The organism is Listeria sp. ILCC792, assembly GCF_900186135.1.
Lineage (GTDB): Bacteria > Bacillota > Bacilli > Lactobacillales > Listeriaceae > Listeria > Listeria goaensis.
Genome location: NZ_FYBO01000001.1, coordinates 228,820 through 254,898, shown reverse-complemented (window position 1 = coordinate 254,898; position 26,079 = coordinate 228,820). Strand labels below are relative to the sequence as shown.

The following is a 26,079-nucleotide window of genomic DNA, read 5'->3' as shown; positions in this document are numbered from 1 at the left end:
ACATAACCATCGTTACGTCTTAGGCTTGTAGAAAACACAAAACAAAACGCACCACACAAAATCAGAGCGATGACAAATGGCGAGATTCTAGGCAAAACCAAGTACCGCACCGGAGCGTACTTGAGTACGTGAGGAGCGGGACGGAGGTTTTAACGACGAAGATGGCCGTTTGTCATCACTCTGAGACATAACCATCGTTACGTCTTTCATTATCGCATTAGCTTTCCACTTTCTCAAGTGCAATCCACTTATCTGCCCAGCACTGGACTTGTTCCATGACTTCTTTAAGATCTCGACCTTTATCTGTTAAATCATATTCAATCCGAACAGGGGTTTCAGGATAAACGTGACGCGTCACGATTTCCATTTCTTCCAGTTCTTTTAAGCGTTCTGCAAGAACACGATCGCTCATTTGCGGAATCTCACCTGCTACTTGTTTAAAGCGCTTCGGACCAGTAAGCAAGACATTGATGATTAGTCCTGTCCAGCGTTTACCAAGAAGTTGGAACGCAGACTCAAATTTCGGACAAACTTTATGTGCTTCATTCATAACTCTCACCTCTCACATATTGTAACACAAAATCGTTCAGAAAGTAACTAATTAATATCAATTTACTTATTTTTAGTAAGTTTTACTTCAACATTGAAAAAAATGATTTTTGGGCATACAATAAAAGTAATCAAGGTGAAAGGATGAACGCATATGCCAAGTCATCGCTATGTTGTTAAAAGCTCTGTCGAAGAAACTATGGATATGATTAAACTTTCGCAATCCACAAGCACTCCCATTTTTGATGAAATCCGCACATTTGGTGACGGAAAAAAACTTGCCACTCTAGCTTATGAAAGATACTTTTTTCGGGCAAGTCATCGTGCTGCCCTTTTTATTACGATTCATAATTACCATGGCGATTCAGAAGTGACAGCCATTTCAACTGGAAGTTCGGACAATTTAATCTTCAATTTCGATTGGGGCGCAGCAAACAACTACATCAAGAGCGTCAAAAAAGCACTCTCCCCAGTTCTCATTAGCGAAACAAAAATAGACGTGCCCAACTAAATTTAATTGGGCACGTCTATTTGGCATTATTTCCGGAAATGATACATTAAAATCCCCGCCGCAATGGCCACGTTTAAGGACTCACTTTGTCCGAAAATCGGAATGTATACTTTCTCATGAATACGTTCCGCGACATCATTTGAAATACCGCTACCCTCATTTCCAACAATAAGAGCTAGTGTTTCTTGACGTGGAATGGTGTCGTAAACTTTTGCCTGTTCATCGAGGAAAGCGCCAAAAACTGGGACCCCTTCCTCTTCCAAGCGACCAATCCATTCGAGTAAAGGCGCTTGAATAACCGGAATATGAAAATGGCTCCCTTGCGCACTACGAATCACTTTTGGATTATATAAATCCGCACTTCCTCTTCCAAGCACAACCGCATCATACCCCGCAGCATCCGCCGTCCGAATAAGCGTCCCCACATTTCCTGGATCCTGCACACGGTCCACTAATAAAAGCTTTTTCCCGTATAAAAGGAGAATGTCCGCCTCCGTCATGTTAATGACAGCAAAGATTCCTTGCTCCGTTTTAGTTTCACTAAGAAAATGACTCACCTCTTTTGACACATAAAACGTTTCAATGTCCTCTGGCAATTCAAGTGGCGAATAAACTTCCTCCGATAGGATCAACTCCCGTACAAGCCCATCTTGCCGTAGCGCTTCCTCTACCAAATGAAATCCTTCCACCATGTACGTACCCGACTTTTGTCGCCCCTTAGTCGTAAACAATTTCTTCCAATTTTTAACGCGTTCGTTTTTCGTCGACCGTATTGTATCCATATAACGCTCCTCGTAACATTCTCGTAACATAAAAGTGGTTTTACTAAATAAACAAAGTATGCACTCTTTTAAGCTAATAGTCCAAAAGACTCACGACCATATTCAGCCAAACGCCATGCTACCTTCCTTTTGTCCATTTTGTATCACTTAGTTTTGATACGTTATTTCTTTTACTTTGTCTGCATCAAGCCGTTTGACAACTTCTGTAATAAGTTTAACTGCCGCATCAAAATCATCACGATGTAATATAGAAGAATGCGAATGAATATATCGCGTTGCAATGGTAATCGGCAAGGAAGGAACACCATTTCCTGTTAAATGCATCGGCCCCGCATCAGTACCACCACCTGGAATAGCCTCAAATTGGTACGGTATACCGAGTTCATCAGCAACATCTGTCACAAAGTTCCGTAAACCAGCATGGCTGACAAGCGTTGCATCATAGATGATAATTTGTGGTCCGTCACCCATTTTACTTTGTGCTTCAGTCGGTTTAATACCCGGTGTATCACCAGCAATGCCAACATCAACGGCAAAACCAATATCCGGTTGAATCAAATGTGCAGACGTTTTCGCGCCTCTTGTTCCAACTTCCTCCTGAACCGAACCAACACCATAAACTGTATTCGCATGCTGCTCTTTTCTTAAATTTTTTAAAACTTCAATCGCAATCGCTAAGCCAATCCGATTATCCCAAGCTTTAGCTAAAAGATATTTTTCATTTTTCATTACTGTAAAATCAAAAGCAGGTACAATCATGTCGCCTGGTGTAATCCCAAAGCTTTCTGCCTCTGCTTTATCTTTCGCACCAACATCAATAAACATCTCTTTAATATCAAATGATTTTTGACGTTCAGCAGCCGTCATTAGATGAGGCGGTTTTGAACCAATGACACCGACAATTTCTTCCCCCTCACGTGTTACAATGGTTACTTTTTGCGAAAGCATCACGTGTGGCACCCAGCCACCTGTTGGTTGAAACTTGATAAAGCCGTTTGCATCAATTTGCGTCACCATAAACCCGACTTCATCCAGATGTCCTGTAATCATAATTTTTGGTCCATCTTCTGAACCTTTCTGAATCGCAATACTACTTCCTAATCCATCATGCGTGATTTCATCAGCAACAGGTGAGATATATTGTTCGAACACACGTCGAACCTCACGCTCATTTCCCGGAATGCCTTTTGCATCCGTTAAGTCTTTTAACATCTTTAATTGCTCGTCCAAAAAAACCCCTCCTCCATCAATACTTTCCATTCCGTATTATAGCAGAAAAATAAGGAAAAGGCGCAGAGAAAAGCACAAAAGCCGAAAATTAGGAGTGAAGTAGTTTTCCTAATTTTCAGCTTTTAATTTTTATAGCGCGTTTGCAAATGTTTCTTTTCTTAATAGCGGTATCATACTAATAACATGATAATGCCGTTCTTTTTCAGATGTCATGGCGATTTCTGACGGATTTAACATTTGATTTGACGCGAGTGCAGTTTCACTTGATGAATGATCAAATAAAAATACCGTTTTATATCGCAATGGCGAATGACTTTCTGAACTGTATAATACTTCGACTTTATCACTTTCAATCCAGCCACTTACAAAGTCAGAAAGCTCTACTTGATACCAAATTTGATTGTTCGCGATTTTAGCTTCGCGTTTAATCTCAATTTTAGGGCTCACACCATTTGAAAGTTTGGCAATTAATACCGCATCTTTTGTCCCTGCTGGATTGGTCCAAATATCCACTGTTTTACCAGCTTTAACTTGTCCTACTGCATGAAAAATCTTATCAGATGTTTTTTCTGCATAAGCGGCATTCGCCACATCATACTTATCTAAATTAAATTTTTCAATGACCTCAATTAATTTTTTGGAATAGTTTGGATCAGTCGAATAACCCGTGTGATCTAACGCCTTAGCCGCAAGACGATAATCCGTTTGATTAATTAAACTGCTGTATAAATCTTTATTCCAGCTTGGACCATTCACAAATAAGGTCGCGTGGTCATTTAATGATTCAAACCATGTTGGATAGGCTTTAAATCCTGCACTTGTTCCAACATAAGAAGAACCATTATGTTCCCTTGTCCCCATCACAATGGAGTTCCCATTGTAGGAACCTTTAATTCCGAATAAATTCTTCCCTTTTTGCGCAAGCTCGCTTTTCCCCCAATTTGATTCGAGAATAGCTTGAGAAATTGTAATACTTGCCAGAATCCCGTTTTCCTTCTGTACGATCTCTGCATGCGGCGCAATCTCATTAATAAACGCTTGTTGCGAGGAAGTAGCGAGGCTAGAATTAGCCTTTACTTGCATAGGAAGAGCCATTACAGTAATTGATAAACTGATTAAACCCACTTTAAGCAAGTGCTTCTTTGCAATATGTAGCATAATGAATTTTGCACATCCTTGTCTTTTTGAATTATCAAAACGTGTGTTCTTTCTTAGCAACCATTTCATTCTAACAAAACTTTTATGTAATATATATTTCTTTTAAGTAACAAAAATAACAAAAAAATAAAACACTTAGGCGTTAAGTGCTTTACTTCTTCAAAAATTTTTCTTTTGTAGTGAAAAAAAGGATACGCATAGGTCTAAAAACCTACTAATAAGACAAGTTTTTTAGACCCTTTTACGTTGTTTTTTTCTATTTTAGAGTAACATAATCCGCTTTTATCCAACCTATTACTTTGTCATCTACAGCAAATTGATACCATTTTCCGCTACTTGTCTGTGCAACTTGCACAAGTTGTAAATGATCGCGACTATAATACTGAATATCTTCTACTTTCTGCGCACCAACAAGCCCGTAAGGTACCGTCCAAACCGTTGCATGCTCTTTCGTACTTACATCAGCTACTTGCGAAATTTTCTTATTGGACAAAAGTTGATCTTGAATATTATCGTAGAGATGCAAATCATATTTTTCAACGATACTCACCAATTTACTCGCATAGTCTGGGTCAGTTGCGTAGCCTGCTTTCATTATTTCCTCTGCAGCCGCTTGGTAAGTTTTGGCAGAAAGAACGCCGTGATACTTCGTTTTTGACCAAGATGTTCCATTCAAAAATAAATTTGCATGATCATCAAGCGATTCATTCCAATTGGCATATTTACGGAAATTAGCTTGAATCTCAATCCATTGCCCGTCTGAAAACTCTTTTGTCGTCATGTTCACGACTGGCTGCCCCGCCCTACCTTTCACACCAAATAAATTATTCGCCTGACTCGCAAGCTCGCTCTCACCCCAGTTCGACTCTAAAATCGCCTGCGCAAGCGTCACGCTCGTCAAAATTTGATGCTCTTTCTGAATTTCCTGTGCATGCTTTGAAAGCTGATTGATAAACTTCTCTTCTTTTGTATTAAAAGCAGGTTCTGGCGCTGTTAAATCTAAATAAGCTTCCCGTATAAAAGACGCAATGACACCAACTAGAATGAGGCCGATAAATATACCTAACGTCATAAATAACTGACGCTTCTTTTTTCGTTTCATTTTTTTCCGCAATTGTGTGTCACACCTTTCTGTTCCCAGTCCCTGTCTACACAATACGTCAATTTGTAGCGAAATGCAATCCTCCTCTAGCCTAATTTAACTTTTCTTAAAAAGAGGATAAAAGCAAAATAAGCTGTCGGCAATTCGCCAACAGCTATTATATAGAAGAAACTCGTTTTATTTATTTCGAACGGTGAAACGTTCTTTAACATGTTTTGGTTCTTCAATTTCGTCAAGCATCGCTTTTGCAAAGTTTGCATAGCTCACTTCACTTTGTCCCGTTTCATCTACTAAAAGTTGATTTTCTCCTAAAATATAAGTACCTGTTCCCGCTCCTTCTGGATTAAAGAAAGCTGATGGGCTCATATAAGTCCAGTTTACTTCCGCTTCTTGTTTTAGCGCATCGAGCGCTTTTCCCATATGGCTTGCAGTTGGTAAAAAGGCAACGGGGAAATCGGGTGTGTCCATTAAACGTAACGATTCTGCTTCATCGACATATAAACTTCCTGCTCCACCGACGACAAGTAGACGATTTGTTTTTCCTTTTAAAAGCGAGGTTACATGTTTTAATGATGTTTGGTGAAGCTCTTCTTGGCCATGCGGAGCATTGAACGCATCAATGACAACATCTTGATCTTGAATATCTTCGAAAGTTAAGTCAAATAAATCTTTTTCTAAAACTTGCACATTTGGATTCGTTATTTTTTCTTTATGCCGCACAATTGCTGTAACTTCCATGCCGCGGCGCACCGCTTCTTCTAAAATTTGGTTTCCAGCTTTCCCACTTGCTGCAATAATAGCTACTTTCATTTGTATTCCTCCTATTTCGTAACTATTTTAGTTACAATTCGTTTTATTTTTAGGGCAAGCCTTTATTTTGGGCTTGCCTTTGTTGTCATTTCGGCAATGATATTGGCTAAGGTAACTTGTTTCAACTCATTTTCCATTTTTTGTTGAGCTGTTTGAAAGGTCTCATTTAATGTATCTTGAATATTTGCCCCGACAAAACAATTTGGATTAGGGTTTTGATGGATGTCAAAAATCGTTTGCGAGCCTAAAGCTGCCTCATAAATTTCATAAAGAGTCATGTCATCCGGTTCTCGCGCTAAATAGGTGCCGCCAATACCAGGTTTTGAATGTAGTAAACCGGCTTTTTTTAAGCGGCTCATAATTCTTCTAATGACTACTGGGTTCGTACCAACGCTTTCTGCAATAAAATCTGACGTAATTTGTTTGTCGCGATTTAAATAAACGAGTGTCAAAATATGCACAGCGACACTAAAACGTGTTGAAATGGCCATTTCCTCACCTCTTTGTAACCATTATAGTTACAAAACGTTTTTTTGTCAACAAAAAAGGACGCATACAGCATCCTTTTTAGCGATAAACTTATATGAAACAAAAAATTAGTTTTATGAACTTTTTCCTGTAAAACGTTTGATAGCCTTTAGCATGAACCATTCCAGGCTTGCAATTCGGAAGCGCAGGTGCGCGTTTTTTAAAAGTTGGCGGAACATTTTTTGCTTAGTTTTTGGGAGCGTTTCAATTGCGTTCGTTTGGAGACTTTCTTTCATGTAGTCGGACACCCATTTTTGAACGGTGCGGTAATCCTCCTTTTTAACTAAGAAAAGCCATTCAATCATTGAGAAAAGATCGATTTCAAGATATTTCTGCTCTTTTTTGTAGCGCAGTGTGATGTCTTGAATCGTGGCAAAAGCCTCGTCGCAAACGTGTAGCGCATCTAAGCGGTCGCGTGTCATGCGCAAGTTATTTTTTTGCTGGGTGATAGATTTATCGCCAGAAACTCTGTGACGCCAGTAATAGCCTACATTTTTCAAGATGTTGACATGCTCGGCTTTTAAGTAAGCGGGAATGACAACGGGAATATCTTCATACGTTTTACCGACTGGAAATTCCAGTTTTGCCTCGTTCCAAAAAGAAGCACGATAAATTTTATTCCAGCTCGTTGTATCGTATAAAAGTTCTGGTGTTTCAAAAATCGTCGTATCAAACTTATCCGTTTGCATAAAACGCTCATGCAATGCTGAGCGGTAAACATCTTCCCCAGCAAGACGTGCCACGCCAATCGTGACGATATCCGCGCAGGAAATTTCTACAGATGCCATCATTTTTTTATACATGTCGCGGTCAATCACATCATCGCTGTCGACAAAGGCAATAAAATCGCCAGTCGCAAGCCTTACGCCATCATTTCGCGCTGCAGATAAACCGCCATTTTCTTTTGTAATCACTTGCATCGTCGGATATTTCTCTTGTAAAAGCGCCAACTTTTCCCCCGTGTCATCCGTCGAACCATCATTAATTACAATAACTTCTAACTTTTCATAAGACTGATTCATCACCGAATCCAAACACGCCTCAATATACTCCCCGACATTATACGCCGGAATAATCACACTTACCTTCATTTTTCTCTCCTTTTAAAAACCCGTTTGCTGTCTTCTTTTTTCAAACGGTACTTTCCAAACTAAATCACCTAAATGCACAAAACCTTGCAAATACAGGCGAACAGCCAAATATTTCAACTTCGCGGTCAAGCCGCTACCAGAGCGGTACCCATTTTTCTCCCACTTTGGAAAATGCGAGTTCATCGTTTCTCGTACAATTTTAAGCACTTCTTTACGCTTTTTTGTCCCCTCCAAATAAATGATTTTCCGAAGTACAGTCCGGTACACTAAATGTTCCATATAAAGTGTTTCCACTTCCGCCTTGGATGCCTCGAAAATATCAAGTGCTTTCAATTCGTTTGTGACATTTTCAAGCATTGGAATGACATCTAAAAATTTCGTATCATTTTGCAAATTCGACTGCGAATCCGCTCGGTCCGTTATGTAAAAATAAAGCGCATCGTCAAGTTTCACTGGCTTTTCAGCGCGCAAAACGACAGCTGGCACCACGCCGAGATCCTCATACCAATAGCCGGTCGGAAAACGGAGCTTTTCCCATAAAGAAGCCGTATAAAATTTATTCCACGGGACACTTCCTGCATCTGTCAAAAGATGCCCGCTATTCCGCGGTATGTACTGCATGTCGCCGCTTTGATTCACATTATAAGAAGTAAACATCACGAGGTCCGCCTCTGTTTGCGTGACCGTTTTCAAACATTTTTCGACTAAATTCGGCGCTATATAGTCGTCGCTATCCACCATGATGACGTAGTCGCCTGTCATCTGATCAAGCCCCGCATTGCGCGCCGCCGCCTGACCACCATTTTCTTGCGTAATCACGCGAATTCTAGGGTCAGAAAACGTTTCTAGCATCGCACCTGAACTATCCGTTGAGCCATCGTCAACAAAAATAATTTCTAAATGCGCGTACGTTTGCTTAAAAATACTTTCCGCACACCGCTCCAAATAGTTTTCCACATTATAAACTGGAACGATAACGCTTACTAAAGGTTCCATAAAAATTCTCCTCACAGAATGTTTTCACCCTTTAAGAATACCTTTTCCAAGCGCATTTGTCTAATTTCACAAAAAAACCGCAGCGAAAAACTGCAGTTTAACTTTTAATTTTAAAACGAAGCACCGTTTTCATTTTTTCAGGCGCTGTTTTTCGTGGATCTGACAAATAAATTTCCTTATGGTCCTTTGACAGCCGCACCCAATCATTTTCCAAACAGAATTCCTCCATTTGTTCAAAAGAAGCGGGTTCTGTGTCGTAAGGCCCTTTGTGGAGCATCTGCACGCTTGGCCCTTCCTCAATCGTTTCAAAGCGCAGCTCGGCCAAAAGCTTCGCAGGAATTTTTTCAGCGAATCGCGGCTTCAATTCTTCAAATAGCGCAGCTGTTACAAAATCAGGTTGGCGAATCATAATACGATACTCAAATAAGCTCTTGTCAAGCGGACCATTATCGCGCTGGCTCGTCGTCCATTCCCCTTCAAGCGGATAAACTGTGTATTCAAAATATCCGTCCGGCGTCACGCCTTTTTTAGGAAGCATCCGAATCGTATAAGCTGCCGCATAAAGTGCCCCAACACGCTCGCTAAAAGCTCCTTCGTTCGGATCCCCTTTTCCCGTAATCGTAATATAGTTCATCGCCGGCACATCGAGTTTCATTGGTTTATTTTTGGGTAAATAAAGCCCCTTTTCAGCTTTGCGCCATTCATATTTTGTCATAGTCTTCGTCCTTTCGTGTTGGAAGTTAAGCAGCAAGTGAATCCCCGCTCTATTTAGATTATACCAATTTTAGGAACGGAATTGAATTTTATGATGCAGCAGAGCTTGAGGGGGTGGCGTGTAGACTAAAAGTAAGTAACTTATTACCTTTTATAGTGCATACTTGATTAATTGCTGAAAACGGGATTTACATTTCACAATACAGAGATTAAAACAGGCACCTATTTCAGCCCTACTCCTATAATAGCTCAAATGGGCATTTCTATCGACCTTTTCATTATTTGGTTTTTGGGTGTGATTTTCACATCTCAAAATCAGTCATATTTACACGTTTCCCTTCTCCCCTAAAGTTTCACAAAAATCTGTCGTCCCCTTGGTTTTTCACATTATCTCCGGTCGACAGAAAAATAGCGCGAAGTTTTGGCTTCGCGCTATTTTGGGTTAAATGAATTTTGCTGTAATCGAATCTGGGACGGCTTTCAAATCGGCTGGTTTTCCTCCAAAAAGAATTCTTCCGCCTTTGCTTCCGCCTTCTGGGCCGACATCGATAATCCAGTCGGCTTGGCGAATAATATCGAGATTATGCTCGATAACAATTACTGTGTTGCCAGCATCGACCAGTCGGTTCATGATTTCGACAATATGCTTCGTATCCGACATGTGAAGCCCTGTCGTTGGCTCGTCCATAATATAGACGCTGCCTTTTTTATGAAGTTCTGTCGCGAGTTTCAAGCGCTGGCACTCACCACCTGATAATGTGCTTAAAGCTTGGCCGAGTGTCAAGTAGCCAATTCCAACGTCCTCCATCGCCTGAAGTTGCTTTGTAATTTTTTTCAGTTCAAAAAACTGCAACGCATCAGTGACCGTCATTTCGAGGCAGTCACTAATCGTTTGTCCATTTAATTTGTATTGCAACACTTCTTCTTTAAAACGCTTGCCAGAACAAGCTTCGCAAGGTGTGCGAATCGCATCCATGAAAGCCATATCCATCGCAATGTAGCCGAGACCTTTACATTCTGGGCAGGCGCCTTTTGAATTGTAGCTGAAAAGCGATGGACTGACATCATTCGCCGTTCCGAATAGTTTTCGAATGCTATCCATAATCCCCGAATACGTTGCGGGGTTTGATCTGGAATTAGCATGAGCAGCGGATTGGTCAATCACAATTGCGTCGGGATATTGTTTTCTGAAAATCCCATTAATAATCGTACTCTTACCAGAACCCGCCACCCCAGTTATGACGTTCAAAACGCCTGTCGGAATTTCTAAGTCAAGGTCACGCACATTATGAAGGTTGGTTTTTTTCACAGGTAAAAAGCTTCGCGGGGTTCGCACTTCACTTTTTAAACTTTCGTGGTGTCCCATGAAGTTTCCGGTGAGCGTATCGCTTTTTAGAAGCTCCTCGTAAGTACCGTGGAAGGTGACTTCACCGCCGTGTTTGCCGGCTTTTGGCCCAATATCAATGATGTAATCCGCAATGCGAATGACGTCTGGATCATGCTCAACGACAAGTACGGTGTTCCCTTTATCGCGCAGCTTCTCCAAAAGTTCGTTTAAGCGGTGGACATCACGCGGGTGAAGCCCAATACTTGGTTCATCAAAAATGTAAATCATATCCGTTAAACTACTATTTAAATGACGCACCATTTTCACGCGTTGTGATTCTCCGCCAGAAAGCGTGCTCGTTTCACGGTCAAGTGTGACATAATCAAGACCAATATCAATCAAATGTGACACGCGCTCGTCGATACTCGCTTTCATCCCTTCCGCGTAAGGATTATCAATTTTAGCGATATTCTCCACCACTTCATCAAGTTGCATCGCCATATAATCCGCAATATTTAAGCCGTTAATCCGACAATCAAGCACTTTTTTAGAAAGTCTAGCGCCCCCACAAGCATCACAAGCCACTTCGGTTGTAAAAGCATCGACTTGTTTTTTCGTCCGCTCGCCCATTTCGCCTTCTTTTTTCAAATATAAGCGATCGAATTTTTGGATTAAACCCTCATAAGTTGAATTAATTGGGCCGCCTGCCGTTTCAAGTACAAACTTTTCTGTCTTACCATTTAGTAATTTTTCCATTTCTTCCGCAGAATAATCTTCCAATTTTTTATCGAGGTCAAAATAACCAGATAAAGCATAAATGTTCCAATACCACGAACCAACTGAGAAATTCGGAAATTGGATGGCTCCTTCATTTAATGATTTTGAGTAATCAAGAAACTTTTCTAAGTTTAGCGTAATTTTTCGACCGACGCCTTGACAATCCGGGCACATGCCTGACGGATCATTAAACGAAAATGAGCTTGCTGGTCCAGCTTCTGGCTGTCCAATTCTGGAAAAAAGAACGCGAAAAAGAGGATTGATATCCGTAATCGTGCCGAGCGTTGAGCGCGAGTTACCGCCAATCCGTTTTTGATCAATAATAATAGAGGCACCTAAACCACGAATGCCGTCCGTATCCGGCTCGCGATATTTTGGTAAAAAGCCGCGAACAAAAGCACTGTGCGTTTCGTTTAACTGACGTTGTGATTCTGTGGCAACGGTTCCAAAAACAATAGATGATTTCCCGGAACCAGAGACTCCTGTGAAGATAGTAATTTGACGTTTCGGAATTCTCACAGAAACATTTTTCAAATTATTTTCCCTAGCACCTTTAATTTCGATGTATTCTTGTGTCATGTCATACCCCCTAGTTTTATTACCTGAATGAAGCCATCAGGGTTTATCATTGTACCGAAATCAAAGCCCCCTGTCAACCAGAAATATGCTAAAATAGAAAAAAAGTAAGGAGGGGAAATTTATGTTAAACCTACAAAAGCTCCCTCGGCTTAAAAAGGGAGATACAGTCGCAACAATTAGTTTATCATCTGGCGCTGCCGGTGACCCAGAACTACTCGGACGCTATGAAGTCGGCAAAAAACGATTACAAGAACATTTTGGCTTAAAGGTCATCGAAATGCCGCATACGCTCGCCGGCTCTGATTTTATATACCACCACCCTGAAAAGCGCGCCGCAGACTTGATGGCCGCCTTCCAAAACCCAGATATCAAAGCGATTTTCGCCTGCATTGGCGGCAATGACAGCATCCGTATGTTGCCGTATATCGATTTTGCAATCATTCAACAGAATCCTAAAATTTTTATCGGCTATTCCGATTCGACCATCACGCATTTAATGTGCCTAAAAGCAGGCATATCCAGTTTTTACGGGCCGGCAATTTTGAGTGACTTTGCAGAAAACGTAGCACTTCCTACGTTCACCAAAAACGCGTTCGAACAACTTGCTTTCCATCCAAGTCAAGCTCTTCGGTTTGAAACAGCCCCTGAAATAACGGGTGAATTCCTGCCATGGCTCCCTGAAAACAGTGAGAAACCGCGCAAATTCATGCCAAATGACAGCTATGACATCATTCAAGGAACAAACCGCGCGTCTGGTCCGCTTATCGGCGGTTGCATGGAAGTTCTTGAAATGGCTAAAGGCACAGCTTTGTTTCCAGAGCTTGCCGCTTTCGACGATGCCATTTTATTTTTGGAAACCTCAGAGGTGAAGGCGAACCCGTGGTGGTTTGAAGATCAGCTGCGAAATTACGGTATCATGGGCGTTTTATCACGCGTGAATGGCATAGTTTTCGGCAAGCCAAAAGAAGGCGCCTACCAAGAGGAGTACCGCAAACTCGCGCTTAAAGTGCTCCGCGAATTTCATCTCGAAGATATACCAGTTTTCGCAAACGCAAGCTTCGGCCATAACGAGCCAAAAATCACGCTTCCATACGGCCGTATCGCCGAACTAAATCCCGCAGAAAAAACATTTACCCTACTAGAATCAGCCGTATACTAAATTAAAAAGAGATTGGGAAAATTCCCAGTCTCTTTTTAATTACTCGAATTTAACGAAACAAGTTCATATGTAATGATGGTCGCATCGCTTTCCCAAATGAGTTTTCTAGGGATAACAAGTCCATTCACTTCTCCGTCTTTCGTTTTGCGGAGCTCAATGGGTACATCAATCGGATAAATGCGGTACCCGTCTTTTTTTAATTCAAAAAAGTTTTCTGTAATTCTTTTCTCGCGGCCTTTCGTTACGACCATCGTATTAACTTCAAGTGGCATGCCCATCTGAATCCCTCCATTTCTTATTTATCATAGCAGAAAGGGCTTTTCTTTGGCTAGTTTCTCCTCTAAATTTCGTAAAATTTCCTGCATACCCGCATCACGCATAAAAAAACTGAATTCCGGTTGCTGCACGATTTCACGAATGTTTCCTTTCATGAGCACTGGGCCGTCTGTTTCCATGTAGTCGGCTTGAACATGGAACCCTTTGATTTGTGCGAAAAAAACGCGTTTCGAGAAAGTTCTTTCCGCTGATTCCACGAAATAATCGGCGACAAACTGAAAATCGTCCGTATAAGCGCCCGTCTCCTCCATCAATTCGCGTGCCGCGGCTTCAATTGGCGTTTCACCATGCTCACCTTTTCCACCCGGGAATTCAATGCCTCGTTTCTTGTGGTGTGTAAAAAGCCATTTCCCTTCATAAAACGGGATAACCAGGCAATCGTCTGACTGTTCTTCGCGCTGTTCAAACGAAATCGCGACTTTTGATCCTACAGCATCTAAATAAGAAAACATTTGCGTACCCCTTTCTTTTTTCAAAAAATATGATAAGCTATAACTAGCAAATTAATAGAAGGTGAAAACATGTTAAAACGCTTTTTACTTGGTGGCATACGCTTTTATCGTAAAGTCATTTCCCCTCTTACACCAGCATCTTGCCGCTTTTATCCAACCTGCTCTCAGTACGGAATGGAAGCCATTGAAACGCATGGCGCCTTTAAAGGAAGCTACCTCGCGATTAGACGCATTTTAAAATGCCATCCTTTCCATAAAGGCGGCGTGGATTTAGTCCCTCCTAAAAAAGAAACAGAATGCTCCCACCATCATCATCATTAATATAGCACATTTCATACAAAGCGAAAACTGCTAATTTTGATTAGCAGTTTTAATTAACACTTGCTTTTTTCAAAAAAATAATGTATTATCAATATCGTCCCTCAAATCGTAATCAGTACGATTTATTTTTACGAGGTGTAAAACGGAATCATTTTGATTTAAAATAAAGGAGTGGAAAAATGTTTAAAAAATTATTACTTATAACTCCAGTTTTAGCTCTCATACTTACACTTGCAGCTTGTGGAAGCGGAACTGCCTCTCAAGATAACGATAAAGTAAAAGTGTACACAACCGTCTATCCCCTTTCTTACTTAGCGGAACAAATTGGCGGTGACAACGTGGAAGTCACAAGCGTATATCCAGCGGGTTCTGATGCGCATAGCTTCGAACCTACGCAAAAAGATATGATGAAAATTGCCGATAGCGACTTACTCTTTTATGTTGGGTTAAACCTTGAAAGTTTTGTCGATAAAGCAAAATCATCACTTAAAGACGAAAATGTAAAATTCGTTCCTTTAGCTGAAAAATTAGACTTGCCGAAAGACCCTGACGCTGGTAAACACGAAGAAGAGGAAGAAGACCATGAAGGCGAAGAAGAGCACGAAGAACACGGCGACTACAACCCTCACGTCTGGCTCTACCCTGTTTACATGGAAGAAATGGCTGCGACCGTTAAAGATCAACTAATTAAAGAAATGCCAGAGAAAAAAGCCACTTTTGAAGAAAACTATGAAAAAACTGTATCCAAGCTAAAAACGCTTGACGAATCTTACAAGGATATGGCAGCCACTGCCAAACACAAAGATTTCGTGACCGCACATGCCGCTTATACGTACTGGGAAACAGCCTACGGATTACACCAAATCCCAATTGCCGGCGTTTCAACGAGCGATGAGCCATCGCAAAAGAAATTACAAAGCATTGTGAGCACCATTGAAAAAGAAAACATTCCATACATTATGCTCGAACAAAATACCAATTCTAAAATTGCAGAAGTGATTCAACAAGAAACCGATACAAAGGCGCTTAAATTGCATAACCTCGAAACTTTAATGCCAAGTGATGTGAAAGCGAAACGCGATTACATTTCCATCATGAACGACAATTTAGACGCATTAAAAGAAGCGCTCAACTATTAAAACAAACCCCCGAAAGCAGATTGCTTTCGGGGGTTTTCGCTTGCTTAATAAATTTCCAAATATTGATCGCGTTCCCACGGATGAACGGCTGTTCTAAACATGTCACATTCAATTTGTTTCGCTTCAATGAAGTGGTCATAAATGTGGTCACCTAGACCTTCACGAACCGCATCATCTTTTGAGAGCTCAATTAAACCGTGCGCTAAGCTTTCTGGAAGATCATAAATACCTGCCTCGTGACGCTCCTCCTCGTCCATTCCATAAATGTTACGGTCAACTGGTGCTGGCGGAGTGAGTTTGTTTTTCACGCCATCAAGACCAGCTTTTAAAAGTACTGCCATCGCAAGATATGGATTCGCCGATGGGTCAACGCTACGAAGTTCAAGGCGGGTACTAAGTCCACGCGAACTTGGAACGCGGACAAGTGGACTACGGTTTTTACCACTCCACGCAATGTAACAAGGTGCCTCGTAACCTGGAACTAAACGCTTGTAAGAGTTGATGGTTGGGTTCGTAACAGCTGTGTAGCCACGCGCATGTTTTAACATCCCCGCCAAGAATTGGTAGGCTGTTTCGCTTAGTTGCAATTCACCGCTTTCATCGTAGAAGGCATTTTCGCCGTCTTTGAACAGTGACATATTAAAGTGCATGCCAGAACCATTAACACCGAAAAGTGGTTTTGGCATAAACGTTGCATGAAGACCATGTTTACGCGCAATTGTTTTAACAACCAATTTGAACGTTTGGATATTGTCGCATGCCGTAATGGCATCTTCGTATTTGAAATCAATTTCATGTTGTCCGGGTGCCACTTCATGGTGGGAAGCTTCAATTTCGAAGCCCATTTCTTCAAGTTCAAGCACGATATCACGGCGACAGTTTTCACCTAAATCTGTAGGGGCTAAATCGAAATAACCGCCGGAGTCATTTAGTTCCAGTGTCGGCTTACGGTTTTCATCGAGTTTAAACAGGAAGAATTCGGGTTCAGGTCCTAAGTTAAAGTCGGTGAAACCTAGTTCGTGCATTTCTGCGAGCACGCGTTTTAAGTTCGCGCGCGGATCACCAAGAAACGGTGTCATATCAGGATTATAAATGTCGCAAATCATACGCGCTACTTTTCCTTTTTCAGCCGTCCACGGGAACACAACCCATGTATCTAAATCTGGGAAAAGGTACATATCCGATTCTTCAATGCGAACAAAACCTTCGATAGACGATCCGTCAAACATCATCTTATTGTCGAGCGCTTTTGCCAACTGACTTACTGGAATTTCCACATTTTTAATGATTCCAAGAATATCCGTGAACTGTAAGCGAATAAATTTAACATTTTGTTCATCTGCGAAGCGGAAAATATCTTCTTTAGTATAATTTGACATAATTTAAAATCCTCCCAATACTCAATTTATATAAACTTCTTAAAAGTTAATACCTATTTCGAATTTTGTTACAATTTCGGATATTGATTTTTGGATAAATCATCACCTTTAACGAAGCGCCCAGCTTGCTGCATTTCTTTACGGAGAATTTTGCGAACATCTTCATCCGTAAGTGGATTTTTCTTTTCTTGATCTTGCATTTGGTACATTTTTTTTATACCAGCAATGTTTAAACCATCATTTAAGTAGTCTTTAATTTCAAGGAGTGTGTCAATATCTTGAAGTGAGTAGTGCCTGTGGTTCCCTTGATTTCGAGCTGGACTAATCAGACCTTGGTCTTCGTAATAACGAATCTGCCTTGCCGTTAAATCTGTCAACTTCATCACGGGACCAATTGGAAAAAGAGGCATCGATCGTCGAATTTCTTTCTCACTCACGGCTTTTTCCCCCTCACTATTTTTTTATGATAGTAGCATTATAATGTACGTTAAATCATTTGTCAAATTTATGTCAGATAATCTAACATCTTTTTAAAAGTATTGTGGCAGAAGCGTTTTGACAATTAAAAAGACGCAGAAATTAAAACTGCGTCAAAAAAATTTATTTTTTTTACAATTGATATGTTAGTTTTGTAAATTTAACGCACCCTTTTCTAAAAGCGCTTGAACTGCTCCAATGACAGCGACTTTCACATGCTCATAAGTTAGTCCACCCTGCACGTAAAGCTCATAAGGCGGACGTATCGGCCCATCTGCCGTAAGTTCTAGGCTCGCTCCTTGAATGAACGTTCCGGCTGCCATAATGACGTCATCCGCATAACCGGGCATATAGGCACCAATTGGTTTCACATGAGCGTTTACTGGCGAGGCTGCTTGAATCGCTTGCGCAAACAACACCATTTTTTCTGAATCATGAAAAGAAATACTTTGAATTAAATCAGTCCGTTTTGCATCCCATGCTGGGCTAGTTTCGATACCGCATAACGATAACATGGCTGCTGTAAAGCGCGCACCTTTAATGGCTTGTGCCACGACGTGCGGCGCCAAAAAGAAGCCTTGATACATTTCAAGCAGGCTATAAAGCGAAGCACCAGCTTCCAAACCAATTCCAGGCGTTGTTAGTCGGTAGCCACATAATTCGACAAGTTCGGTTTTCCCAGCAATATAGCCGCCAATTTTAGCAAGGCCACCACCTGGGTTTTTAATTAATGAGCCGGCAATTAGGTCTGCGCCAACATCGGTCGGTTCTCTTAGCTCAACAAATTCGCCATAGCAATTATCGACAAATACAATGACATCTGGTTTTATTTTTTTGACAAATTGAATCATTACTTCAATTTCTTGAACCTTAAATGAATCGCGATTTGCATACCCTTTTGAGCGCTGAATGCCAATCATTTTTGTGTTTGCATTGATTTTTTGCGCCACTGTATCAAAATCAACTTGATTTCCTTTTAAAGGAACAGCATCATAACCAATTTGAAAATCTTTTAGCGAGCCATTGCCGCTTCCTCTCACGCCAACGATTTCTTCAAGCGTATCATAAGGTTTGCCGGTGATATACAAAAGTTCATCGCCCGGTCGCAAAACGCCAAATAGCGCGGTTGAAATCGCATGTGTTCCTGAAATCAGCTGCGGTCTGACGATAGCTTTTTCCGTATGAAAAGCGTCGCTGTAAACGCGTTCGAGCGTATCTCGACCTTCATCATCATAGCCATAACCCGTTGACGGATTGAAATGATAGTCGCTCACTTTATTTTTCCGAAAAGCTTCTAGCACTTTTGCTTGGTTTTGTTCCGCAATCTCGTCCGTTTCCTTATGTAGCGCTTCAATCATTTGTTCTGCTCGTTCTTTTAATCGTTTCACTTGTTCCGTCATAATTTTTCCTTTCCAGAAAAGTAGCCGCGAATTTGATAGGTTTCATTTTCTTCATCAAACTCAATTTTTGAAACAAAAGTCGTTCGCTTCAAAAAGGCTATTTTCGTACCTTCACTTGCTTTTACTGTTAAAAAGTAAGGAAGCCATATTTTTTTAACTTCCGTTAACAGCCATTCGCGCATATCGCCTGAAAACTCCGCACTAAGTGCTGAAATTTCCTTATAGTTTGCTTCTGTAGCAACAAAAGTCGGGTGCTTGTGATCTTTTTTATTATACAATGTTAAAATTGGAATATCACTTATTTGAAGGGCACGCAAAATCTCTTTTACCGTTTCAATATGCTTCAAATAATCTGCATTTGAGCTATCGACCACATGAAGAAGCATATCCATATCCGCACTTTCCTCAAGCGTTGATTTAAAAGCCGCAACGAGTGACGTTGGTAAATCTTGAATAAAACCAACCGTATCCGTTAATAACACTTCAAAACCAGTTGCAAGCTTTACTTTCCGAGTAGTCGGATCAAGCGTCGCAAAAAGCTGATCTTCCTCGAGCGTCTCGGCAGTCGTCAAACGATTGAAAATAGTAGATTTCCCCGCATTCGTATAACCAATTAAACCAAACCTGAAAATTCCATTTTGCTTACGCTTCTCGCGAATTCGCGCACGATGCTTCTCCACTTGTATAAGCGCCTCTTTAATTTCATGCATCTTCAACCGCAAAAGCCGCCGGTCCATCTCAAGCTTCGTCTCCCCAGGTCCACGCGTGCCAATTCCCCCACCTAATTTTGAAAGAGAGCTCCCTTGACCAGAAAGGCGAGGTAACAAATATTCATACTGCGCATACGCGACTTGCAATTTTCCTTCTCGCGATTTTGCGCGCATCGCGAAAATATCCAAAATAAGACCAGTTCGGTCAATAATTTTCGCATCAACCTCTGCTTCAATATTTCGAATTTGCGTTGGTGTCAACTCACTGTTAAAAACGACCGTTTCAGCTGCCAACTCTAAAACCAGATTTTTAAGCTCCTCTAGCTTCCCTCGCCCAACAAAACTTGCTTGGCGCACACGCTCCATTTTTTGAACCATCACATCAAGCACTTCGCCGTTAGCCGTTTTGACAAGGCGCCCTAGCTCCTCCATTGAATAATGAAACGCCGTCTCATCTCCATCTTTTAATAGGACGCCAACAAGAATGACTTTTTCTTTTTCCATAAATCCGCACCTCTTTTATGTTTGCAGCAAAAAAGACAGGCGTTTTCACCTGTCCCTCTTACGAATGAAATACAATTAGTCTTCTGGATTGAGTGCCACATTTTTTTGTGGTGAAAATGTCGAAATCGCATGTTTAAATACTAATTGTTGTTTTCCTTCAACATCAAGAAGAACCGTGAAATTATCAAAGCTAACAACTCTTCCACGCAATTGGAAACCATTTGTTAAAAATACAGTCGCCAAAATTTTCTCTTTTCTTAGTTGATTTAAGTATTGATCTTGTAACGCTTGTCCACCTTTAGTCATGTATACCTCTCCTATCTATCTTTCTAAGAACTCCCCCCAAAGAGGTTCATCTAAAACAGTCCGAGAACTATTTTAAATTCATTACCCTGTATTTCGCACTAATAAACCGTTTATTCGTTTAAAAAACGCTGTATAGCGTCATCTGCCTGTAAAAAACTATTTTCAGAAAGCATGTTAATCCACTTGACAGACATACGATTTCTAAACCAAGTAAGTTGGCGTTTTGCAAAGTGTCTTGAGTTCTTTTTAATTAATTCAACAGCCGCGTCCATAGTGACTTGACCATCAAAGTATTGAAATAATTCTTTATAACCAATTGCTCTTGTCGCCGAATTGTCGCCTAGATGTTGTTCATAGAGCCATTTCGCTTCATCAAGTAAGCCATCATCCATCATATGTCGCACACGTTCATTAATTCGCTCATATAAAAGTTCCCTAGGTAAATCCAAGCCAATAAAAAGCGGCGAAAACTCAGGATTCAATTCACGCTGGTTTTGCATGGCACTAAACGGTTGGCCACTTGCGTGCATGACTTCCAGTGCACGAATTACTCGTCGTTTATTGTTCGGATGAATGGTTTCAGCACTTTTTGGGTCTTCTTTTTTAAGGCGCGCAAAAAGCGTTTCATTATCAAGCTGTTCCATTTCAGTACGGAAATTAGCATCTTCGCCAGACTTTCCAAATGCGTAATCGTAAAAAACGGACTGAATATAAAGACCCGTTCCACCAACAATAAAAGGGAGTTTTCCTCTAGAAGAAATATCTTTTATCGCGGTGATGGTTGCTTCCTTAAATTTTGAGGCAGTAAACGGTTCGTCTGGGTTCACCACATCAATTAAGTAATGCGGTACGCTTTCTTTTTCAGTTTCCGTAATTTTAGCCGTTCCAATATCCAGCTTTTTATAGACTTGAACGGAGTCACCACTGATGATTTCTCCTTGCCATTTTTTCGCTAATTGGATACTTAACGCCGTCTTTCCTACTGCTGTTGGACCAACGAGGACAATGACAGGAATTCCAGCCAAATAAACCCCTCCTTGCATCTACTACTAATGTACCATGAAAAACGCTAGAAGCAAACCTTTTTTTCAAAATAAAAACTGACGATAATTTTGATATTATCGTCAGCTCTTTCTTTATCTATCGTGCCAATCCGCTGGCTCTCTAGCATCTTGTATCTCCGCTTCAAGCTCTTTTTTCAATTTTTCTTCTGTTTCAGCGTCCCAGTGGAATAAATTTTGCATTTCATCGACTACTGCATCTTTCCATTCAAGCAGATACGGCATATCGAAAAGCAAGTAACCTGTGCGTCGTAACAAGAAATCAACAGGGTGAATAGCGGATTCATGATAAACCGAATAGTGCAGTTCTGCGTATAAACTATTTGGAAGTGTCGTAATACCTTTTTCCTTATGTTCTTGTGCATACGTAAAGAGTTGATCAATGTTCGTACCGAAGCGTTTCGCTAATTCACGTGAAATGGCAAGTGACCAACCGAAGCGATTACTGCCTTCTTTTGCTTTTTTATCAATGAAAGCCTCTAAATTTTCAGAGCCGCCAATATCTCCACCTGAAATCGGTAAATGTTTCGTTTGAACAGTTTGATACGTTTTACCCGTTTCGCTACTTAACGGTTTTGTCACTTCATCTAAAAGTTTTTCCGCCATTTTCCGGTAGCCCGTTAATTTACCGCCAGCCATCGTAATGAGACCACTTTCAGAAAACCACACTTCATCTTTACGGGAAATTTCAGACGGATCTTTTCCTTCCTCATAAATCAGTGGCCGAACGCCTGCCCAGCTAGATTCAATATCTTTTTCGGTAATTTTAACGTCTGGGAACATATAGTTAATCGCTTTAATCACATACGTGTGGTCGGATTCAAGCGCTCTCGGATGAATCGGAAACTCATCATAAAATGTATCCGTCGTGCCAACATAAACTTTTTTATCACGCGGAATCGCAAACACCATCCGACCGTCTGGCGTATCAAAATAAACAGCTTGCTCCATCGGGAACTTACTTTTATCGATAACAAGATGAACGCCTTTGGTTAAACGAAGATGTTTATTGTTGTGTGAATAGTCGAGGTTGCGCACACGGTCAACCCAAGGTCCCGCAGCATTGATTACTCTATAACCTCGAATGTCGTATACGCGACCAGAAATACGGTCCGTAACTGTCACCCCGCGAACTTGTTTCGCCTCATCGTAAATTAATTTTTCCGCACGTGTATAATTGATGGCAAGTGCCCCAAGTTCAACCGCTTTTTTCATCACTTCAATAGTCAAGCGTGCATCGTCCGTTCTGTATTCCACATAAAATCCAGAGCCTCTTAACCCTTCTTTTTTCACAAAAGGATTTTTAGCGAGTGTTTCTTTCACGGAAAGAATTTGACGGCGTTCATCTTTTTTGACTCCAGCGAGGTAATCGTATAGGCGAATGCCCATGGAAGCCGTTCTTTTCCCCATGTTTCCGCCTTTATGGAAAGGTAACATCATCCATTCAGGTGTCGTGACGTGCGGTCCATTTTCATAAACGATTGCCCGTTCTTTTCCAAGTTCTGCAACTTCCTTCACTTCAAATTGTTGGAGATAGCGCAAACCTCCATGTACAAGTTTTGTTGAACGACTCGAGGTACCGCTTGCAAAATCCCCCATTTCAATGAGCGCCACCGACATACCGCGACTTGTTGCATCTAGCGCAATGCCAGCGCCCGTTATCCCGCCGCCAACAATAACAAGATCAAATGTTTCATCTTGCGCTTTTCTTTCAATTGTTTCTCTGTCAAATGCTGAAAATAATTGTACCATTTTGTATTTGCCCCCTTGATTTTAGACTACTATCCGTTAACTACTCGGCTTTTTCCACTTCGAGCGTTTTTTAAACATTTTGATAGAAAAAGGGACTACAAACATAGCGATTGCGCTCGCCGTTTGTAGTCCCTCTCATATCATTAGACTGTTTCGTATTAACTTACTTTCATTATACCGAATCCTCTTTGGAAAGCAAACTTTTTTGTTTGAGCCGCTCACGAAGCTGTACGGCGTCACTTGGGAAATCTGTGAAAATACCTGCTACTTGGGCTAAAAGGAAGGTTTCCATCTCCGCCGTCTGATTTACCGTCCAGTAACGCAATTTACGATTTGTTTTTCTCACTGGAAATGCTCGCTTAGAAAAATGCAACGACTGAATTTGATACGCGTCAAGGAGCGCTTCGTCTGCTTCATTTTCCTTGTAACAAATAAAAGCAAGTTCAACTGAATCGCTTAAAGCGCGCATGTTTTGGAGGGTTTTCATATTGAAGGAAGAAAAAATTATCCGCGGATTATCTTTCGTTTTTTGCCACACAATTTCTTCAATGCCCGTATATGAAAATTTATCCGTTTTAAGTTCGATATTTAAACGCATATGGCTGTTTTCAAATACGTTTAGTACTTCGTCTAGTCTAGGCACGCGCAAAGTTGACGCGTCCGCCCCGCCCGTTTTAATCCAAAGTGCTTGTAGTTCTTTATAGGTCATGTCTTTTACGTAGCCGGTACCGTTTGTTGTGCGGTCAACTTTTTCATCATGGATGACGACTGGGACTGCATCTTTTGTGAGTTGCACGTCAAATTCAACCCCGTCGCACCCCGAAAGTAAGGCGTTTTGAAAAGCGGGAATGGTATTTTCTGGAAATGTGCCGGAACTACCTCGATGTGCATAGATTTCAAGCATATGCCAACACTCCTTTCTTTTTTACTATTCCAAATGGCTCAAATTTATTAAAATTCTCTAAAGACGCGTTTTTCTGCGTTACAGTGGTATATTTGTATGTTATTATTGTACATGACTTCAAGAAACAAACAAAGATATGACATTAATAGGAGATGTTATTTTGAAGAGAACAGCTCGATACAGTAGAAAATATGTTCCGAGTATTGATGGACTTCGTGCACTTGCTGTCCTAGCTGTTATTGCCTATCACTTAAACTTTTCATGGGCGCAAGGCGGTTTTATCGGCGTTGATATATTTTTTGTACTTTCTGGATATTTAATTACAAACATTCTTCTTACACAGTGGGAAAATGAAAATACGATTCACTTAAAAGAATTTTGGTTGCGGCGTTTTAGGCGTCTAATTCCTGCCGCATACTTGATGATAATTGTTGTTGTGATTTTTGCTGTTTTATTCAATCGCGAACTACTTACTACTTTACGCGGTGATGCCATTGCTTCCTTTTTTTATATGAGCAATTGGTGGTTTATTTTTCATAATGTGTCGTATTTTGACTCATTTGGCTTACCTTCCCCGCTTAAAAACTTATGGTCACTTGCCATTGAAGAACAGTTTTACTTAGTTTGGCCACTATTTTTATACGGTTTCTTAAAATGGATTAAAAATCCGAAGTGGTTGCTGCGCATCATTTTAATCATCGCACTTTTATCCGCGATTTTAATGGCTGTGCTTTACACTCCTGGAAGCGACCCAAGTCGAGTTTATTACGGCACTGATACGCGTTTATTCGACCTTCTTATTGGCTGTGCTTTAGCCTTTGTTTGGCCGTTTAATCGTTTAAGTCCAAAAATACCGCGGCAAAGTAAACTTGCTTTAAATATTTCGGGAACGATAAGCATTGTTTTATTCTGCATACTCGTCTACAAAATGAACGAATATCAACCATTTTTATACCGCGGAGGACTACTGCTTGTTGCGATTCTCGGTGTTCTTATGATTGCAGCTATTGCCCACCCTTCTTGTTATTTAAGCAGATTGTTTAGTTTTAGACCGCTGCGCTGGATTGGAACTAGATCATACGGTATCTACTTGTGGCATTACCCGATTATTACGCTGACAACTCCTGTCACAGAAATCGGTCAACCGAGCTTACTGCGTGCGTTTTTCCAAGTGACTGCTACGTTCATCATCGCAGAACTTTCCTTCCGATTTGTCGAAACACCTATTCGTAAAAAAGGCTTTATCGCTTACATGAAAGGCTTTAAGCACAAAAATTACGCCGTGATTAAAAATAAACCAATCGGACTTTGGGCAGCTATATCAGCACTCGTTCTTTCCATCGGGATTTTTGCAACAGGTATGTCTGGCATTCTTCCCATCAAAACGCAGGCAGAACGGACCGTCACTGAAGTAAAAACGTCCACAAACAATGAAAAGACGGAAAGTAAACACGAAGAAAAACAACCAAATACACAACAAAAACCCGAGCAAAAAGAGGAACCGAAAAAAGCAACAACCCCTATTCCTCCGAAAAAATACACATACACCCAGACGTTAGCATTAGGCGACTCGATTATGATTGACATTGAGCCCTATTTAAAAGAAGCCATACCCAATGTGACGATTGATGGGAAAATTGGTCGACAGCTCGTTGATGCGATTGATGTGTCTTACAGCTATAAAAAATTCAACACTAAAGGAAGCGCCGTTTTAATTGAACTTGGTACAAATGGTCCATTCACCGAAGCCCAACTAAACAAGCTTTTAGACCGCTTCAATCAGGCCGATGTTTATCTTGTCAACACACGCGTCCCGCGTGGTTGGGAATCAGAAGTCAACCAGTCCATTCAAAATGCATCTAGTCGCGAGAATGTCACTGTCATTGACTGGTATTCAGTCGCCGTAAACCACAATAACTATTTTGGTTCTGATGGCGTACATCTTACAAAATCCGGCTCCCAAGCCTACGTTAATTTAGCGCTTAACGCAATGAAAAAATAAAGAGGTTCCGAATTCGGAACCTC

The 26,079-nt window shown here is 41.0% G+C and carries 26 protein-coding genes; 5 read left to right on the top strand and 21 right to left on the bottom strand.

Annotated features, from left to right (window positions below; genetic code table 11):
• Positions 1 to 217: 217 nt before the first annotated feature.
• On the bottom strand, positions 218 to 550 hold the full coding sequence (locus CFS60_RS01270) for a helix-turn-helix domain-containing protein (RefSeq protein WP_088808787.1): 333 nt from the start codon (positions 548 to 550) through the stop codon (positions 218 to 220).
• Positions 551 to 703: 153 nt separating this feature from the next.
• On the opposite strand from CFS60_RS01270, the gene CFS60_RS01265 reads away from it, so the two are divergent.
• Positions 704 to 1,060 (top strand): DUF6054 family protein, encoded by a 357-nt coding sequence (locus CFS60_RS01265; RefSeq protein ID WP_088838725.1) that lies wholly within the window; start codon positions 704 to 706, stop codon positions 1,058 to 1,060.
• Positions 1,061 to 1,086: 26 nt separating this feature from the next.
• Here CFS60_RS01265 and CFS60_RS01260 read toward each other — a convergent pair whose 3' ends face one another.
• The 10 genes from CFS60_RS01260 to CFS60_RS01215 all read right to left on the bottom strand — a co-directional run bounded on the left by CFS60_RS01260 (position 1,087) and on the right by CFS60_RS01215 (position 12,154).
• Entirely contained in the window at positions 1,087 to 1,842 is a 756-nt protein-coding gene (locus tag CFS60_RS01260; RefSeq protein WP_088808785.1) for an RNA methyltransferase, read from the bottom strand.
• 147 nt (positions 1,843 to 1,989) lie between these two features.
• The gene (locus tag CFS60_RS01255; protein WP_088808784.1) at positions 1,990 to 3,072 is read right to left on the bottom strand and encodes a M42 family metallopeptidase; all 1,083 of its coding nucleotides are present in this window, start codon (positions 3,070 to 3,072) and stop codon (positions 1,990 to 1,992) included.
• 129 nt (positions 3,073 to 3,201) lie between these two features.
• Positions 3,202 to 4,230 (bottom strand): glucosaminidase domain-containing protein, encoded by a 1,029-nt coding sequence (locus CFS60_RS01250; RefSeq protein WP_088808783.1) that lies wholly within the window; start codon positions 4,228 to 4,230, stop codon positions 3,202 to 3,204.
• Between the two features lie 256 nt (positions 4,231 to 4,486).
• The gene (locus CFS60_RS01245; RefSeq protein ID WP_167373837.1) at positions 4,487 to 5,302 is read right to left on the bottom strand and encodes a glucosaminidase domain-containing protein; all 816 of its coding nucleotides are present in this window, start codon (positions 5,300 to 5,302) and stop codon (positions 4,487 to 4,489) included.
• A 207-nt stretch (positions 5,303 to 5,509) separates the two neighbouring features.
• Complete coding sequence (locus tag CFS60_RS01240; RefSeq protein WP_088815197.1) at positions 5,510 to 6,142, bottom strand: NAD(P)-dependent oxidoreductase; 633 nt, start codon at positions 6,140 to 6,142, stop codon at positions 5,510 to 5,512.
• Positions 6,143 to 6,204: 62 nt separating this feature from the next.
• The gene (locus CFS60_RS01235; RefSeq protein ID WP_088838724.1) at positions 6,205 to 6,633 is read right to left on the bottom strand and encodes an Rrf2 family transcriptional regulator; all 429 of its coding nucleotides are present in this window, start codon (positions 6,631 to 6,633) and stop codon (positions 6,205 to 6,207) included.
• A gap of 111 nt (positions 6,634 to 6,744) precedes the next feature.
• Positions 6,745 to 7,761, bottom strand: coding sequence for a glycosyltransferase (locus CFS60_RS01230; protein ID WP_088815196.1), 1,017 nt, complete (start codon positions 7,759 to 7,761; stop codon positions 6,745 to 6,747).
• Between the two features lie 12 nt (positions 7,762 to 7,773).
• A complete protein-coding gene (locus CFS60_RS01225; RefSeq protein WP_088815195.1) occupies positions 7,774 to 8,757 on the bottom strand; it encodes a glycosyltransferase family 2 protein in 984 nt (327 codons plus the stop codon).
• 97 nt (positions 8,758 to 8,854) lie between these two features.
• Entirely contained in the window at positions 8,855 to 9,472 is a 618-nt protein-coding gene (locus CFS60_RS01220; protein WP_088808777.1) for a GyrI-like domain-containing protein, read from the bottom strand.
• A 441-nt stretch (positions 9,473 to 9,913) separates the two neighbouring features.
• The gene (locus CFS60_RS01215) at positions 9,914 to 12,154 is read right to left on the bottom strand and encodes an excinuclease ABC subunit UvrA (protein WP_088838723.1); all 2,241 of its coding nucleotides are present in this window, start codon (positions 12,152 to 12,154) and stop codon (positions 9,914 to 9,916) included.
• Between the two features lie 121 nt (positions 12,155 to 12,275).
• Here CFS60_RS01215 and CFS60_RS01210 point away from each other — a divergent pair, with 121 nt between their 5' ends.
• Positions 12,276 to 13,313: a S66 peptidase family protein gene (locus CFS60_RS01210; RefSeq protein WP_088838722.1), complete on the top strand. Its 1,038-nt coding sequence runs from the start codon at positions 12,276 to 12,278 to the stop codon at positions 13,311 to 13,313.
• Positions 13,314 to 13,348: 35 nt separating this feature from the next.
• Here the strand turns inward: CFS60_RS01210 and CFS60_RS01205 are convergent, their stop codons facing one another.
• Positions 13,349 to 13,591 (bottom strand): DUF2584 domain-containing protein, encoded by a 243-nt coding sequence (locus CFS60_RS01205; RefSeq protein ID WP_088808774.1) that lies wholly within the window; start codon positions 13,589 to 13,591, stop codon positions 13,349 to 13,351.
• Between the two features lie 24 nt (positions 13,592 to 13,615).
• On the bottom strand, positions 13,616 to 14,101 hold the full coding sequence (ytkD, locus tag CFS60_RS01200) for an RNA deprotection pyrophosphohydrolase (RefSeq protein WP_088825253.1): 486 nt from the start codon (positions 14,099 to 14,101) through the stop codon (positions 13,616 to 13,618).
• A 69-nt stretch (positions 14,102 to 14,170) separates the two neighbouring features.
• Here ytkD and yidD point away from each other — a divergent pair, with 69 nt between their 5' ends.
• Both yidD and CFS60_RS01190 read left to right on the top strand, forming a co-directional pair.
• A complete protein-coding gene (gene yidD, locus CFS60_RS01195) occupies positions 14,171 to 14,422 on the top strand; it encodes a membrane protein insertion efficiency factor YidD (RefSeq protein WP_088808772.1) in 252 nt (83 codons plus the stop codon).
• A gap of 179 nt (positions 14,423 to 14,601) precedes the next feature.
• A complete protein-coding gene (locus tag CFS60_RS01190) occupies positions 14,602 to 15,561 on the top strand; it encodes a metal ABC transporter solute-binding protein, Zn/Mn family (RefSeq protein WP_088808771.1) in 960 nt (319 codons plus the stop codon).
• A gap of 44 nt (positions 15,562 to 15,605) precedes the next feature.
• Here the strand turns inward: CFS60_RS01190 and glnA are convergent, their stop codons facing one another.
• From glnA to CFS60_RS01150, 8 genes are all read right to left on the bottom strand, one after another.
• A complete protein-coding gene (glnA, locus tag CFS60_RS01185; RefSeq protein ID WP_088838721.1) occupies positions 15,606 to 16,940 on the bottom strand; it encodes a type I glutamate--ammonia ligase in 1,335 nt (444 codons plus the stop codon).
• Between the two features lie 68 nt (positions 16,941 to 17,008).
• Positions 17,009 to 17,377 carry a MerR family transcriptional regulator gene (locus CFS60_RS01180; RefSeq protein ID WP_088808769.1) on the bottom strand — a complete coding sequence of 123 codons (369 nt, stop codon included), beginning with the start codon at positions 17,375 to 17,377 and terminating at the stop codon, positions 17,009 to 17,011.
• Positions 17,378 to 17,563: 186 nt separating this feature from the next.
• Positions 17,564 to 18,817 (bottom strand): methionine gamma-lyase family protein, encoded by a 1,254-nt coding sequence (locus CFS60_RS01175; RefSeq protein WP_088838720.1) that lies wholly within the window; start codon positions 18,815 to 18,817, stop codon positions 17,564 to 17,566.
• Positions 18,814 to 20,031: a GTPase HflX gene (gene hflX, locus CFS60_RS01170; RefSeq protein ID WP_088838719.1), complete on the bottom strand. Its 1,218-nt coding sequence runs from the start codon at positions 20,029 to 20,031 to the stop codon at positions 18,814 to 18,816. The genes CFS60_RS01175 and hflX overlap by 4 nt, the downstream gene beginning before the upstream one ends.
• Positions 20,032 to 20,106: 75 nt before the next feature.
• Positions 20,107 to 20,337: an RNA chaperone Hfq gene (gene hfq, locus CFS60_RS01165; RefSeq protein ID WP_088808766.1), complete on the bottom strand. Its 231-nt coding sequence runs from the start codon at positions 20,335 to 20,337 to the stop codon at positions 20,107 to 20,109.
• 110 nt (positions 20,338 to 20,447) lie between these two features.
• Entirely contained in the window at positions 20,448 to 21,362 is a 915-nt protein-coding gene (gene miaA, locus CFS60_RS01160; protein WP_088825256.1) for a tRNA (adenosine(37)-N6)-dimethylallyltransferase MiaA, read from the bottom strand.
• Positions 21,363 to 21,473: 111 nt separating this feature from the next.
• On the bottom strand, positions 21,474 to 23,150 hold the full coding sequence (locus CFS60_RS01155) for a glycerol-3-phosphate dehydrogenase/oxidase (protein ID WP_088838718.1): 1,677 nt from the start codon (positions 23,148 to 23,150) through the stop codon (positions 21,474 to 21,476).
• Positions 23,151 to 23,322: 172 nt separating this feature from the next.
• Positions 23,323 to 24,054 carry a glycerophosphodiester phosphodiesterase family protein gene (locus CFS60_RS01150; RefSeq protein WP_088815189.1) on the bottom strand — a complete coding sequence of 244 codons (732 nt, stop codon included), beginning with the start codon at positions 24,052 to 24,054 and terminating at the stop codon, positions 23,323 to 23,325.
• A 160-nt stretch (positions 24,055 to 24,214) separates the two neighbouring features.
• Between CFS60_RS01150 and CFS60_RS01145 the strand changes: the two genes are divergently transcribed.
• Positions 24,215 to 26,056, top strand: a complete 1,842-nt coding sequence (locus tag CFS60_RS01145) for an acyltransferase family protein (protein WP_088808762.1) — start codon at positions 24,215 to 24,217, stop codon at positions 26,054 to 26,056.
• Positions 26,057 to 26,079: the final 23 nt, after the last annotated feature.